At 69.9% G+C, this 12,867-nt stretch carries 14 protein-coding genes; 6 read left to right on the forward strand and 8 right to left on the reverse strand.

Translation table 11 applies throughout. The annotated features are described in order from the left end of the window. Positions 1-681: 681 nt before the first annotated feature. Both MFF58_RS02745 and MFF58_RS02750 read left to right on the forward strand, forming a co-directional pair. The gene (locus MFF58_RS02745) at positions 682-2,856 is read left to right on the forward strand and encodes a transglycosylase domain-containing protein (RefSeq protein WP_238285135.1); all 2,175 of its coding nucleotides are present in this window, start codon (positions 682-684) and stop codon (positions 2,854-2,856) included. A gap of 403 nt (positions 2,857-3,259) precedes the next feature. Next, complete coding sequence (locus tag MFF58_RS02750; RefSeq protein ID WP_238285138.1) at positions 3,260-4,810, forward strand: GGDEF domain-containing protein; 1,551 nt, start codon at positions 3,260-3,262, stop codon at positions 4,808-4,810. A 14-nt stretch (positions 4,811-4,824) separates the two neighbouring features. On the opposite strand, the gene MFF58_RS02755 is transcribed toward MFF58_RS02750, so the two are convergent. Beyond that, entirely contained in the window at positions 4,825-5,664 is an 840-nt protein-coding gene (locus tag MFF58_RS02755) for an aldo/keto reductase (RefSeq protein WP_238285139.1), read from the reverse strand. 296 nt (positions 5,665-5,960) lie between these two features. Here MFF58_RS02755 and MFF58_RS02760 point away from each other — a divergent pair, with 296 nt between their 5' ends. The 3 genes from MFF58_RS02760 to MFF58_RS02770 are packed head-to-tail and all read left to right on the forward strand — an operon-like array spanning position 5,961 to position 7,716. Continuing rightward, the gene (locus tag MFF58_RS02760; protein WP_238285140.1) at positions 5,961-7,034 is read left to right on the forward strand and encodes an adenylate/guanylate cyclase domain-containing protein; all 1,074 of its coding nucleotides are present in this window, start codon (positions 5,961-5,963) and stop codon (positions 7,032-7,034) included. Beyond that, positions 7,034-7,237: a hypothetical protein gene (locus MFF58_RS02765; protein WP_238285141.1), complete on the forward strand. Its 204-nt coding sequence runs from the start codon at positions 7,034-7,036 to the stop codon at positions 7,235-7,237. The genes MFF58_RS02760 and MFF58_RS02765 overlap by 1 nt, the downstream gene beginning before the upstream one ends. Next, positions 7,234-7,716, forward strand: coding sequence for a YaiI/YqxD family protein (locus MFF58_RS02770; protein WP_238285142.1), 483 nt, complete (start codon positions 7,234-7,236; stop codon positions 7,714-7,716). The genes MFF58_RS02765 and MFF58_RS02770 overlap by 4 nt, the downstream gene beginning before the upstream one ends. Positions 7,717-7,729: 13 nt before the next feature. On the opposite strand, the gene MFF58_RS02775 is transcribed toward MFF58_RS02770, so the two are convergent. The 7 genes from MFF58_RS02775 to MFF58_RS02805 all read right to left on the reverse strand — a co-directional run bounded on the left by MFF58_RS02775 (position 7,730) and on the right by MFF58_RS02805 (position 12,024). Continuing rightward, positions 7,730-7,993 (reverse strand): BrnA antitoxin family protein, encoded by a 264-nt coding sequence (locus MFF58_RS02775; protein WP_238285143.1) that lies wholly within the window; start codon positions 7,991-7,993, stop codon positions 7,730-7,732. A gap of 6 nt (positions 7,994-7,999) precedes the next feature. Continuing rightward, positions 8,000-8,341 carry a hypothetical protein gene (locus MFF58_RS02780; RefSeq protein ID WP_238285144.1) on the reverse strand — a complete coding sequence of 114 codons (342 nt, stop codon included), beginning with the start codon at positions 8,339-8,341 and terminating at the stop codon, positions 8,000-8,002. A gap of 288 nt (positions 8,342-8,629) precedes the next feature. Beyond that, positions 8,630-9,625, reverse strand: a complete 996-nt coding sequence (locus MFF58_RS02785) for an energy transducer TonB (protein WP_238285145.1) — start codon at positions 9,623-9,625, stop codon at positions 8,630-8,632. Positions 9,626-9,629: 4 nt separating this feature from the next. Continuing rightward, the gene (locus MFF58_RS02790; protein ID WP_238285147.1) at positions 9,630-10,100 is read right to left on the reverse strand and encodes an ExbD/TolR family protein; all 471 of its coding nucleotides are present in this window, start codon (positions 10,098-10,100) and stop codon (positions 9,630-9,632) included. A gap of 54 nt (positions 10,101-10,154) precedes the next feature. Further along, positions 10,155-10,850, reverse strand: coding sequence for a MotA/TolQ/ExbB proton channel family protein (locus MFF58_RS02795; protein WP_238285149.1), 696 nt, complete (start codon positions 10,848-10,850; stop codon positions 10,155-10,157). 131 nt (positions 10,851-10,981) lie between these two features. Further along, positions 10,982-11,458: a Tat pathway signal protein gene (locus tag MFF58_RS02800; RefSeq protein WP_238285150.1), complete on the reverse strand. Its 477-nt coding sequence runs from the start codon at positions 11,456-11,458 to the stop codon at positions 10,982-10,984. 74 nt (positions 11,459-11,532) lie between these two features. After that, positions 11,533-12,024 (reverse strand): hypothetical protein, encoded by a 492-nt coding sequence (locus MFF58_RS02805; RefSeq protein ID WP_238285151.1) that lies wholly within the window; start codon positions 12,022-12,024, stop codon positions 11,533-11,535. Positions 12,025-12,424: 400 nt separating this feature from the next. On the opposite strand from MFF58_RS02805, the gene MFF58_RS02810 reads away from it, so the two are divergent. Continuing rightward, positions 12,425-12,853 (forward strand): Hsp20 family protein, encoded by a 429-nt coding sequence (locus MFF58_RS02810; RefSeq protein ID WP_238285153.1) that lies wholly within the window; start codon positions 12,425-12,427, stop codon positions 12,851-12,853. Positions 12,854-12,867 lie beyond the last annotated feature (14 nt).

Raw genomic sequence — 12,867 nt, forward strand, 5'->3', positions numbered from 1 at the left:
GGCGACGCGGGACCTTCCGCGGAGCTTCACCACCGCTGCCGAAGGGGTGGTGTCGACCGAGGCGCTGGGGTCGCTCGCGAAGATTCACACCGGGCGCTGGCTGCACGATCCGCTCCGGTGCGGTGTCACCCATCCATCGACGTTCAGCCGAACCTTCCGTCGGCGGTCGGCATCTCGGCGCGCGAGCGCAAGCCTCCCCGCCGAGGGGACCCGCTCCGACGGCCCTGAACGCCGTCTCCGGATACCGAGGGATGTCAGATGCCGTCTGCGCGGAGGCCGTCGCGACGAGCCGGTGCCGCTGAGGCGGCGGAGCCGCCGCTGTCGGACTGCGCAACCGATCCTGCCAGCGGCGATACCGGGCTGGAAGCGGTAGCCGGCGCGACATCCGCTCCCGACCGATGCGGCCTGACGGCGAACCGACCTCCTCCCGGTCCGGCGGTCGGCTCAGGATCTGGCTGAGCCCCGGTACCGCCTGGGTCGCCGGTAGCCTTAACCGAATGGCCACCCTTCTCCCCCACCGTTACCGCGCTGCGGTCACAAACGGATTCGAAAGGGTGGGCCGGCGGTGCTGACCCACGGGTCATTTCCGTCCGCAGCGCGAAACCGCCGCATTTGACGTGCGGAAACCGTTCCGCACCGCAGAAGAGACGGGCCGGTTCGGATCATTCGAAGACGGGATGCATGGCCAAGGGTCGAGGCAGGATTGAGCCGAACTTCGACGTGCCCGAAGGGCGCGCGCGGGATCGCGGCGAACTCGATCTGCGCCTGTCCCGCGACGACCGTCCCGGGACAGGAGACCGCGTGGCGAAGCGATCGGGCGGGACATCGCGCCAGCCGACCAAGGCGACAGGCCGCTCGAAAGCGCCGGGCCGCGGCCGGCGTCGCCGCTCCTGGCTCGGCCGGCTCACCTACGCGACCGTGGTGCTCGGCCTCTGGGGCGTCATCGGGCTGGCCGGTCTGATCGCGTATCACGCCTCCCAGTTGCCGCCGATCGACCAGCTCGCGGTGCCGAAGCGTCCGCCCAACATCGCCATCCTGGCGAGCGACGGCTCGCTGCTCGCCAACCGCGGCGAGACCGGCGGCCGGGTGGTCTCGATCAAGGAGCTTCCGCCCTACCTGCCGCGGGCCTTCGTGGCGATCGAGGACCGGCGGTTCTACCAGCATTTCGGTGTCGACCCGGTCGGTATCCTGCGGGCCATCGGCCAGAACCTGACCCGGCGCGGAGTCGCGCAGGGCGGTTCGACCCTCACCCAGCAGCTCGCCAAGAACCTCTTCCTGACGCCGGAGCGCTCCGCATCGCGCAAGATCCAGGAGGCGATCCTCGCCCTCTGGCTGGAGCACAAATACTCCAAGGACGAGATCCTCGAACTCTACCTGAACCGCGTCTATTTCGGTGCCGGCGCCTACGGCGTCGAGGCCGCGGCGCAGCGCTACTTCGGCAAGCCCGCCAAGGAGGTCAGCCTCGCGCAGGCCGCGATGCTCGGAGGTCTCGTGCAGGCGCCCTCGCGGCTCGCGCCGAACCGCAACCTTCCGGCCGCCCAGGCGCGCGCTGCCCAGGTTCTCGCCGCCATGCAGGAACTCGCCTTCGTCCCCGCGCAGGACGTGAAGGTGGCGCTCGCCCAGCCGGCGAGACCCGCCAACGCCCGCGGCGGCGGCTCGGCCAACTACGTCGCCGACCTCGTGATGGACGTGCTCGACGATTACGTCGGCAAGTTCGACACTGACATCACCGTCCAGACGACCGTCGATACGGGGATGCAGGCGCTGGCCGAGAAGGCGCTCACCGACGAACTCAACGCCAAGGGCGCGCGCTTCAACGTGAGCCAGGGCGCCGTGGTCTCCATGCGACCCGACGGCGCGATCCGCGCGCTGATCGGCGGCCGCGACTACGCGCAGAGTCAGTTCAACCGCGCCACCACGGCGAAGCGGCAGCCCGGCTCCTCGTTCAAGCCCTTCGTCTACCTCGCCGCGGTGGAGCGCGGCGCGACCCCCGATTCCGTGCGGGAGGATGCCCCGATCCGGATCGGCAACTGGGCGCCGGAGAACTATTCCCACCGCTACGAGGGCGCGGTCACGCTCCGGACGGCGCTGGCGCAGTCCCTCAACACCGTGGCGGTGCGGCTCGGCCAGGAAGTCGGCCCGAAGGCCGTAGTCCAGACCGCGCAGAAGCTCGGCATCACCTCGCCGCTCCAGGCCAACGGCTCGATCGCGCTGGGCACCTCCGAGGTGACGCTGCTGGAGATGGTCGGCGCCTACGGGGCCTTCGCCAACGGCGGCACCGGCGTGATCCCGTACGTTGTCACGGCGGTGAAGGGTCAGGACGGCAAGGTACTCTACAAGCGGGCCGACAGCGGGCTGGGCCGGGTGATGAGCGCCGATGCCGACGGCATGATGAACGCGATGATGCACGAGACCTTCGTGTCGGGTACCGGCAAGAAGGCCGACATCCCGGGCTGGGACCTCGCGGGCAAGAGCGGCACCACCCAGGATTATCGCGACGCGTGGTTCATCGGCTTCTCGGGCAGTCTCGTGACCGGCGTGTGGCTCGGCAACGACGATGGCGAGCTGACCAAGAAGGTGTCGGGCGGCAACCTGCCCGCCGAGATCTGGAAGACCTACATGACGCAGGCCCTGAAGGGGCAAGCGCCGGTTCCGCTTCCGGGGCTCAACCGCTGGCGCAGGGCGCCGGAAACCACCGCCTCCGTGGCGAGCGCCGCTCCGCCGTCGCCGGCCGGGATCCTAGGCCAGATCTTCGGTGACCAGGAAGCGCCGGCGCCGCGTCAGGCCGCGCCGACGCGCCGGGCGCAGAAGGACGACCGCAACTTCATCGAGAAGCTGTTCGGGATCGGGGACTGAGTTCCTTCGTCTAAGCCGCCGGGTCGGTTCGAGTGGCTCGTCACGGCTGCATCAACATCTGGTCCGCGAGGCGGGTCAGCGCGTTCTCGATCTCGGCGAGTCCCGGCCTCGGGCTTCGCGTTGCCGGCTCCGATGCCGTCACTTGGCCTATCGCGGCTGTCGGGCGGCAATTCGGAACCGGGGTAAGTCGCGGAAGACGTGGGTCGAATTGCCTTCTCGACCGCTCGCGGCGTCGATGGGCCAACGGCCGTATACGGTATGCGCTGATAGGATTAAGCGCTTTATCAGTGCGAAAATCGCCGCATAACGCCTTCTTCAATATTGGAAGCCCAAGATCGGTGCCGATCAGTGATCCGGCGGCCGCGCATCCGCGTGCCACCGCAGCCGTCCCGACCAGATCTTCATGGCCCTGCGATCGACCGCCATAGCGATCCGCGCGCATCTCGCGGATCGCGCCACGCGCCTGATCGCGGCCGCCGGGGCGAGCCTGCTGGTCTGCCTGACCCTGCTCGGCGCCTACCTCTGCGCCGACCTGCGCGGGACTGCCTGGCACAACGCTCGCCGCGATGCCGGGAACCTGCTGTCGATCATCGAGGAGGGCGTGGGACACAGCGTCCGGAACTACGATCGGGCCATGCGCGAGGCCGCTCGTCTGGCGATGCGGCCGGACGTGGTGGCGCTCGAGCCCGGGCTCCGGCGCCTCGCCTTGTTCGACGTGGCCGCCGCGGGATCGGGCCTCGGGCCGATGGCCGTCACCGACGCGACCGGTCACGTGGTCATGACGAGCGATCCGAACCAGAAGAATCGTCCCGACCTGAGCGACCTGCCGGAATTCGCGGCCGCACAGGCCGCGCCGCAGGCAGGGCTGATCCTGACCGGGCCGACCCGCTCCCGTCTGACGGGACAGGCGATCATCCGCTTGACCCGCCGGATCGAGACCCCGGACGGTGCCTTCGCGGGCATCGTGACCGGCGCGATCGTCCTGGAGCACTTCCAGGCGCTGTTCGACCGCCTGCGCTTCGAAGCCGGGCTCACCATCAATGTGTTCCATCAGGACGGAACGCTGCTGATGCGCGCGCCGGCGCGACCGGAGGCACTCGGCCGAAACATCGCCTCGAGCGCGGGCTACCAGATTTACCGCGCCCAGGCGCGCGGCGACTTCCTGGGGCGCTCCAGTCTCGATGGGGAGGCGCGGCTCTACGTCTTCTCGAATCTCGATCAATTGCCGCTGATCGTGACCGTGGCCACGAGCCTCGACAGCATCCGGGCGCTCTGGGTCTACAAGGCCGCGATCATCGCCATTCTGATCCTGTGCCTCAATGTCCTGACATTGGGGCTGACCGTGCTGCTCCACCGGGAAGTCGGGCGGCGCGCCGCCGCGGAGGCGGATACGCGGGAGACCAATGCCGCGCTCACGGTCCTGGCCCGGACCGATGGTCTGACCGGCCTGCCGAACCGCCGCAGCTACGACGAGCGCGTTGCGTCGGAGTGGAGGCGAGCCGCGCAACTCGGTGTCCCGCTGGCCCTGCTGATCGTCGATGCGGACCACTTCAAGCAGTTCAACGACTGGTTCGGTCACCAGCGCGGCGACGATGTTCTGCGCGCAGTCGCCGAGTGCCTGCGCCGGACGCATTCCTCCGGCGGCCTCAGCTTCAGGATCGGTGGTGAGGAGTTCGTGGTGCTCCTGCCCGCGCTCGACGCGACGGCCGCCAGCGACGTAGCCGAGCGCGTTCGTCGATCCGTCGTGAACCTTCAGATCGCGCATGCGCCGGAGGTCGGAAGCGTCGCGACGGTCAGCATCGGGGTCGCCAGCGCCGAGCCCGGAACGGGCGGCACGCCCGATGCCCTGTTCGTGGCGGCGGATGCCGCGCTCTATGCCGCCAAGAAGGCCGGTCGCAACAGGGTCCGAACGGCGCCCCGGTCCGGGGCGCCCGCGCTCCAGCGGCGCGCCTGAGACCGGGCAGGAAGTCACAGCATCGGCAGCATCCGGGGACGCGGCCCGCGCGGGAAATGGGCGTCGATCAGGGCGATCTCGGCCGCACCGAGATGCAGGTCCGCGGCGCCGGCATTCTCGACGGCGCGGCCCGGGCGGCTCGATTTGGGGATCGTGAACGTTCCGGGCAGGCGGGTGAGAAAGGCGAGGGCCACCGCGTAGGGCGTCGTCCCGTGGCCATCCGCGACACCCTGCAGCACCCGTCCGCCGGGGCTCGCCGGATCGGGGAAGTCTCCGCTGCCGAAGGGCGAGTAGCCGACCATCGCCACGCCCTGGCGCTCGCACCAGGGCAGCACCGCGTGCTCGATCGCCCGCTCGTTCAGGTGGTAGAGGACTTGATTGCAGGCGATCCGGTCCGGCCCGGCGATCGCGAGCGCCCGGTCGAGATCGTCGACGTCGAAGTTGCTGACGCCCCAGGACAGGATCTTGCCGGCTCGGCGCAGGTCCTCGAAGCCCGCGATGGTGTCCTCGAGGGCGTGCTGGCCCGGCCAGTGCAGCAGGTAGCAATCGAGCCGGTCCGTTCTCAATCGCTTCAGGGAGGCTTCGCAGGACCGCGTGACGCCGCGGCGCGTGGCGTTGCCCGGCACGACCTTCGAGACGAGAAAGATCTCTTCGCGGCAATCCGCGGTGGCGTCGGCGACGATCGCCTCGGCGTCGCCGTACATCTCCGCGGTGTCGATATGCGTCATGCCGGCGTCGATGCCGGCCCGCAGCGCGCGGATCGCGTCGGCGCGGTCCGCGCTGTCGATGTGCCACGTGCCCTGGCCGATGACCGGCACCGAGACACGCGTCGCGCCGAAGCTCCTGGCGTACATGGCAGCGCATCCTTCCCTGTCGCGACGTTTCTTGGGGGACGGACCCCACGGGTCCGCAGCCCTGCCGGCCGGTGAGGCTTCGATCCGTCTCCGGCCGACACGCCTTACTCGCGCCATCTTGGGGGGATGAGCAATGGGTGGCGGGCATCTGCGGCACCCAACGTCAGGCCATTGTCTGATGTCGAGTGGCGAAGCGCCCAAGTCTGCGCCTCCACGCGCCGCGCCCTCGCGCGCCGGCAGCGTGGAATTCGGCCCCGGGGCGCGGTCTGTCCGTTGGCGATGCTGGAGATGCGCCGATGCTGCCGGCCCACCGGATGTTCTGGGTGCTGATCCTCCTGGCCGCTGCCGGCGCCGGACTGCTCTACAACATCATCTTCGCGGCGGGTGCCTCGCCGCTCGCCGGGTTCACCTACGGCATCTGCATGGGCGCGACGGTGCTGGCCTTCGACCGCGGCCTGATCCTGGCGGGATTGCAGGCCCGGATCCGGCGTTTCCCGGCCTGGCTCTACGTTCCGGCTGCCGAACTGGCCTACGTGCTGATGATCATGGCCGGCAACGCGATCGGCGGCTTGGTCGTCTGGGCCCTGGCCCTCACACCCGACGACTTGCCTACGGCGACCCACATGACGGCGCGCGTCCTCGCCTATGCGCTGGCCGTGTCGGGGCTCCTCGTCTTCGTGATCCGGATGCGCGACCTCATCGGCGGCGAGGTCTTCGTGAACTTCATGATCGGCCGGTACCACAAGCCGGTGGCCGAGGAGCGGATCTTCCTGTTCCTCGACGTCGTGGGTTCCACCGCGTTCGCGGAGGCGCACGGTGACCTGCGCGCTCAGGAATATCTCGGCGCGGTCTTCGCGACGCTGGCCGAGCCGGTGCGGCGCAACGGCGGATCCGTCGACGATTACGTCGGCGACCTCGCCATGGTGACGTGGCCGATGACCCGTGGCCTGAAGGATGCGCGCTGCGTGACCTGCCTGTTCGACGTGATCGACCGCATCGAGGCCGATGCCGCCGCCTGGACGGTGCGGTTCGGCACCGTGCCGCGGCTGCGGGCGGCGCTGCACGGGGGATCCGTGGTCACGGCCGAAGTCGGCGTCGACCGGCACAAGATCGCGTATTTCGGCGACGCCGTGAACGTGACCTCGCGGATCGAAGCCCTGTGCCGTCCCCTCGGCGTGGGCATCCTCATCTCGCAGGACCTCCTCGAGCGGCTGCCGCGCCTGCCGGCGGGGATCCGCGCGCGCTCGTTGGGCGCCCATGCCCTGCGCGGCCGCGGCGCCCCGCTGGCGGTGGCAACCCTGGAGCGGAGCCCGGCGGATGCGGCATCGGTCGAGGATCTGGCGCCGCGCCGCGCGGTGGCAGCCCGCTGATGGAAACGGCCGGCGGATCGCGCGCGATCATCCTGACGAGCGCCAAGATGGCGCTGCGCTTTGGCATGCCGCTGATCGGGTTGATCATCCTGGGAGACGCCGTCGTGCGCTCGGTGGGCGGCGACATCGAGCACTGGCAGTTCGCCTTCGGCGCGCTCTTCATCCTCGCGGGCTTCGCGTCGAAGCTGGTGCCGCGGCCGTGAGCGGGGCGACGGGGGCGCCCCCGATCTACCTCGACGCCGATGCCTGCCCGGTCAAGGACGAGACCTACCGGGTGGCCGCGCGCTACGGCTCCACGGTCCACGTGGTCGCCAACAGCGTGCTGAACCTGCCGCGCGAGCCCTGGATCATGCGTGTGGTCGTCGGCTCCGCCCTCGACGCCGCCGACGACTGGATCGCCGAGCGGGCCGGGCCGGGCAGCATCGTGCTCACGGCCGACGTGCCGCTGGCCGCGCGCTGCGTGAAAGCCGGGGCCACGGTGCTGGCCTTCACGGGGAAGCCCTTCAGCGAGGCCTCGATCGGCATGGCCCTCGCGACCCGCGACCTGATGCAGTCCCTCCGCGAGGCCGGAACGATCACCGGCGGCCCGAATCCGTTCTCCCGCGCCGACCGCTCGGCGTTCCTGTCGGCCCTCGACCGCGCCGTGAATCGAATCCTGCGGGACCGTCCGAAGGCCGTCTGAGCGCGGGCGGGTGCTAGTCCTGAAGGCTCGGTACGAGCGCCTTCAACGCCTCGTTGATGCGGTCCTGCCAGCCGGGTCCGTCCTTCTGGAAATGCGTCAGCACGGCGCTGTCCAGGCGTAGGGAGACCATCTCGCGCGCAGCCGGCACGGCGGCAGGCCGCGGAGCCGGCGGTGGCGGCGGCGGGGCGGCGGGTTTCGGTGTGGTGGCGGCCCGGAAGGCCGCCTCTGCTGCCGCCCGCGGGTCACTGAAGCGGCGGCGATTGCGATCCTCGGCCATCGGCCACTAATCCTTCGCGGCAGTCTTCTTCGGCGCTGCCTTCTTGGGCGCGCTCTTGCCCGCGCCCTTTCCGGCGCTCTTCGCAGCAGACTTCGCTTCCTTCTCGGCCGCCTTCGTCTGCGCGTCAGCGGCTTCCTTGGCTAACCGCAGGGAGCGCAGCCGGACGGTCCGCTCGTCGACCGCCTTGATGGCCGCATGATGCTCCGCCATCGCCTGGGCACCCTCACGGGCCATCCGTTCGGCTCGTTCGGCGCGCTCAGCCCGGTTGTCGGCCCGCGTCTTCGCTTCCGCTTCCGCGTCGCGGACGGAATTTTCCTCGTCGAGGTCGAACTCAGTATCGTCGCTCATCCTATCCCTTTCACCCCGGCTCAGCTCCTCCGACCTCCCGCCTGCTCGGGTCGGTGACTGGGCGGGTCCGGCCTGTTCGGAGGGGAGGAGAAAGGCCGGGTGATCCTCCCCGCGCCATCGTCGAACGCGCGCAGGGGCTAATTCAGGAAGGCTTTAGCATGCGGGTCGGTCCGATGGCGAATCCGGCGGGCCTCGTCGGTCCGCCAACGCACAATATTCGTGAGCGGCACGAAGGAGATCGGCCGACACGCCGTCGTCCCCAGTCAGCCGGGCGTTGTGACGCTGGTTCTACCGCACGCGGAAGTTGAGCGGTATCGATACCGACAGGCTCGACTGCGTCACGCCGGGCGGGGCCGGCGGAAGGCTGCCCCGCACGGCCGAGAGGGCGGCGCTGTCGATCTGACCTACGCCGCTCGACCGTGCGAGGCCCGCGCTCGTGACCTGCCCCGAACGCATGACCGTGAAACGCACGGTCGCGGTGCCGCCGCTGGTGCCGCTCGCGGCGCCGGCGTTCATACGGCCGTGGATCGCCGCGCTGATCGCGCCCGTCCACTGTCGCATGGCGCTCGGATCGTTGCCCGCGGCGGCGCGGCCGGCGGCGTTCTGGCGGGAGGCGGACGCCGAGTTGCGGGCCTCCGCGCCCTCCTGAGCCTTGGCCTGACGCGCCTTGGCCTCCCGGGCCGCCTTCGCCTTGGCCTCGCGGATCTCCTCGAGGCGCTCCTGCCGGGCCTCCTCGCGCTTCTCCTCGCGCAGCTTCTCCTCCCGGATCTTCCGCAGCTTGGCCTCACGCTCGGCCTTCAGCTTGGCCGGATCCGGCACCGGCTTCGGCGGATCCTCGGTCTTGGCGATCTCGGCGGGTGGCGGCGCGAGGGGCTCGGCGGTTTCCGCCGTGGAGGTGATGACCTGGCTCTGCGAGTCGACGGGCTGCGCTTCCGGCGGAGGCTCGACGGCCTGGACATCCTCCGGCTTCACCTCGGTCATCTCCGGGGGCGGGGGCTGCGCGGCGTCGTCGGGCGGCAGATCGACCGGCTTCGTCTCCGGCGGAGCGGCCTGGCTCATCTGCTGCTCCGCGGGAGCCTCGGTCGCCGCGTCGGTCATGACCGGCGCGAGATCGACGGTGATCTGTTGCTCGCCGGGCGGCGACGGGGGCGAGAGCTGCAGGAACATGGCGGCAACCAAGGCAAGGCCGTGCAACGCCAGGGCGACCAGGAAGGCCGCGACCAGCCCGGACGGGCGGCGCGCGCCGAAATCCTCAGACGGGTCAGTCGACGTGAAGGTGCTCATCGGTTCAGCGTGCGGTCCCTGCCGGAGCGGCGGGCGATGCCGCGGCGCCGCCGGACGACTGCGCGATCAGCGACACCTTGGTGAAGCCGGCCTGGCCCACGAGGCCCATGACCTCCATCACCTTGCCGTAGGGCACGTCGCGGTCGCCGCGCACCAGGATCACCTGGTCCTTGTCGGCGGCCGCCATCTCGCGCAGGCGCGGCACGATGCTCTCCATCGTGAAAACCTCCTTGGCGATCGAGGGCTTGCCGTCCTTGTCGACCGTGACCTCCTGGGGCTTCTTGGACTGGGCGACCTTGGGGGCCGACGTCTTCGGCAGCTGCACCGGCACGCCGGTGGTCATCAGTGGGGCGGCGACCATGAAGATGATCAGCAGAACGAGCATCACGTCGACCATCGGGGTCACGTTGATCTCGGACATCGGCATGTCGTCGAGCTCGTCCTCGTCGCTCGCGCGAAGGGATCCCATCGCCATGAGGCGTCTCCGGTTCCGGTGCGTTCGGCCCGTGCGGGCGGGCGCGGGAGGGGCTTACTCGGCCGCGGCGCGGTGGGCCGCCCCCGCGCGATCGCGGGCGAGGCGGTTTCCGAGCACCGAGATGTAGGAGGCGAACGTGCTCTGGACCGAACCCACGTCGCTCGACAGCTTGTTGTAGGCCATCACGGCGGGGATCGCGACGACGAGGCCGATCGCGGTGGCGAACAGCGCCTCCGCGATGCCGGGGGCCACCACGGCGAGGGACGTGTCCTGGCTGCGGGCGATGGACGAGAACGAGTTCATGATGCCCCAGACGGTGCCGAAGAGGCCCACGAACGGTGCCGTCGAGCCGGACGTCGCCAGCAGCGACAGGCCGGTCCGCAACTTCTTCACCTCCAGCGTGAGGGCGCCCTTCATGGCGCGCTCGATCCGTTCGCGGCGCTCCGCCCGCGTCTCGGAGGAGTCCTGATCGCGCCAGGCGTCGAGGGCTGCCTTCACCACGTGCCCGGCGATGCCGCGATGTTCGCCGTCGAGGCTCCCGCCGGAGCGCACGAGCGTGGCGAAGGCCTTGGCCTGCCGCCGCGCCGCGGCCAGCCGGATCACCTTGTCGAACACCACCGTCCAGCAGGCGATCGAGGCGACGACCAGCAGGATCATGACCCCCTTCACGATCGGATCGGCCTGGAGGAACAGGCCGATGAAGGAGAAGTCGTGGGCGGCCTCGATCGGGGCGGCTTGTGTCGGGTCCATCGCGGGCTCCTGGCGTTCAATTTCGAGCGGCCCTGGGCCGCGGTCGAATCGGGGTGCGGCGAAAGCCGCTGACCGCCCGGCAGCCGTCGCCGCCGGGCGGTTGGATCTCGACGATCCTCAACTCATCCGCCTCAGCGGTCGAACGGAAGTCCGGCCTTGGTCTCGGTCTCGGTGCGTTCGAGGCAGGCCTCCCGGGCGGCATCGCCGCCGTCGCAGGCCAGTACGTCGTTCAGCAGCACGCGGCCGACCTTGTTGCAGGCGATTCCCGGGAAATCGAAAATCTTCACGGTGGTCTTGCGGGGCGGAAGCGGCCCGAGCTCGACCGCCACGCGCTTCTGCGCCACGCCCTCCGTGTCGAAAGCGAAGAGGTCGACCTTGTAGGATTTGAGGCCGGCACCCTTCGAATTGTCGATCACCATCGTGATCCGGCAGGATTCCCCGGTGGTCTCGACCTTGTTGAGCTGCAGCCTGAGCGGCGCGGCCTTCTCGGGAGCCTCCTGGGACAGCGCCGAGACGATGAGGAGCGCCGAGAGCGCGCAGCAGGCCGCCATGTCGACGGCGATCCGCCCGACACGTCGACGGTACAGGGGAACACGCAGGGCAAGCACCGACCGGTTTTCCTCTTCCACTCCAGCCCGACCGCACGGCGCGAGCCGCTCTGCCGGTTTGATGATGCGACGACTCAGTGCAGCACGGCACCGCCGGGACGCGTCGTCGGCGCGAGGCGCGCGGCGGCCGCGTCCATCGGCCCGGCGGCCGCGCGGACGGCCGCCACGAGTCGGGGCGCAGCCTCGCGCCCGGTGAGTTCGGCCGCGGCCTCCTCCAGATCCGCCCAGAGCCGCCGCCGCCCCCGGTTGATCAGGTTGACCAGCGCGCATTCGTGACCGGTCACCCGGCAGCAGCTCGCCGGCATGAACGACCAATCGTCGTCACGCTCCACCCGCAGGGCGCGGACGATCGCGACCACGCAGGCGACGAAGCGGCAGCCTTCCGCCGCCCCGAGCAGCTGCTCCGCGCCGTCGAAGGCCGCGTTCCAGCACGCCACGTCGCTCGTCATGTAGCCGGCCGCCACGAAGCGGGCTACCGATAAGGCCAGGATGTCGGCCTCGTCGCCGCACACGTCGGCGACGCGCCGCAACGCCACGTGCTCCACCGGGCTCGAAGGCGCGCTCATGGGCTCTGATGCCTCGCGGTGCGATGGTGGGTGGAAATCCGCGTGGGGCGGATGCGTGTCAGCCGCGGCAGTATCCATCGCCGCCGCAGGGATCAAGGCCCAGCGAGAAAATCAGAGCAGTTCCAAACTGTTACGTGAAAGCGTAGCTGTCTCGCGTCTTGCGTAAATATCCTAGAATTTCTTGCCGCTTATTCCTGAACACTGCCCCTGGCCCCACCGAACAAATGGGGCGTGTCCCTTGATGGCCCGGAAACCCTTGGCCATATCCTTGAATCGCCGCGGCACCCCGCCCGGTGGAGCGCTGTCCCGTGCGGGCTCCCTTTCGCTGAGGTGCTCGAAGAGCCCCGGGGTGCGGCAAGTCCCGGGGATCGGAGGCCTCGCCTTCTGGATGACGGCCGCGATGACACGAACCTCACCCTTCGGGCATCCCTTCCTGCTCGGCTTCGATGAGATCGAGCAGGCCCTCGACCGGGTCTCCAAGGCCGCCAACGACGGTTATCCGCCCTACAACATCGAGCGTCTGCCGCGGACCGAGAGTGAGCCCGAGCGCCTGCGCATCACCCTGGCGGTGGCCGGCTTCACCCGCGAACAGCTCGACGTGATGCTGGAGGAGAGCCAGCTCGTGGTCCGCGGGCGGCAGGTCGACGAGCGCGAGCGTCAGTTCCTCCACCGCGGCATTGCGGCGCGCCAGTTCCAGCGAACCTTTCTCCTCGCGGACGGCATGGAGGTGCTGGGAGCCGACCTCGCCAACGGTCTCCTGTCCATCGACCTCGTGCGTCCCGAGCCGGACCGGATCGTGCGCAAGATCGACATCGGCGCGCGCGGCTGAGCCCGATTGATCGG

Source organism: Methylobacterium longum, assembly GCF_022179385.1.
Classification (GTDB): Bacteria; Pseudomonadota; Alphaproteobacteria; order Rhizobiales; family Beijerinckiaceae; genus Methylobacterium; species Methylobacterium longum.

What these genes read in the sequence shown, in the direction of transcription:
- MFF58_RS02745 (WP_238285135.1), top strand. Translation starts at nt 682, where the DNA reads ATGGCCAAGGGTCGAGGCAGGATTGAGCCGAACTTCGACGTGCCCGAA.
- MFF58_RS02750 (WP_238285138.1), top strand. Translation starts at nt 3,260, where the DNA reads ATGGCCCTGCGATCGACCGCCATAGCGATCCGCGCGCATCTCGCGGAT.
- MFF58_RS02755 (WP_238285139.1), bottom strand. Translation starts at nt 5,664, where the DNA reads ATGTACGCCAGGAGCTTCGGCGCGACGCGTGTCTCGGTGCCGGTCATC.
- MFF58_RS02760 (WP_238285140.1), top strand. Translation starts at nt 5,961, where the DNA reads ATGCTGCCGGCCCACCGGATGTTCTGGGTGCTGATCCTCCTGGCCGCT.
- MFF58_RS02765 (WP_238285141.1), top strand. Translation starts at nt 7,034, where the DNA reads ATGGAAACGGCCGGCGGATCGCGCGCGATCATCCTGACGAGCGCCAAG.
- MFF58_RS02775 (WP_238285143.1), bottom strand. Translation starts at nt 7,993, where the DNA reads ATGGCCGAGGATCGCAATCGCCGCCGCTTCAGTGACCCGCGGGCGGCA.
- MFF58_RS02780 (WP_238285144.1), bottom strand. Translation starts at nt 8,341, where the DNA reads ATGAGCGACGATACTGAGTTCGACCTCGACGAGGAAAATTCCGTCCGC.
- MFF58_RS02785 (WP_238285145.1), bottom strand. Translation starts at nt 9,625, where the DNA reads ATGAGCACCTTCACGTCGACTGACCCGTCTGAGGATTTCGGCGCGCGC.
- MFF58_RS02790 (WP_238285147.1), bottom strand. Translation starts at nt 10,100, where the DNA reads ATGGCGATGGGATCCCTTCGCGCGAGCGACGAGGACGAGCTCGACGAC.
- MFF58_RS02795 (WP_238285149.1), bottom strand. Translation starts at nt 10,850, where the DNA reads ATGGACCCGACACAAGCCGCCCCGATCGAGGCCGCCCACGACTTCTCC.
- MFF58_RS02805 (WP_238285151.1), bottom strand. Translation starts at nt 12,024, where the DNA reads ATGAGCGCGCCTTCGAGCCCGGTGGAGCACGTGGCGTTGCGGCGCGTC.
- MFF58_RS02810 (WP_238285153.1), top strand. Translation starts at nt 12,425, where the DNA reads ATGACACGAACCTCACCCTTCGGGCATCCCTTCCTGCTCGGCTTCGAT.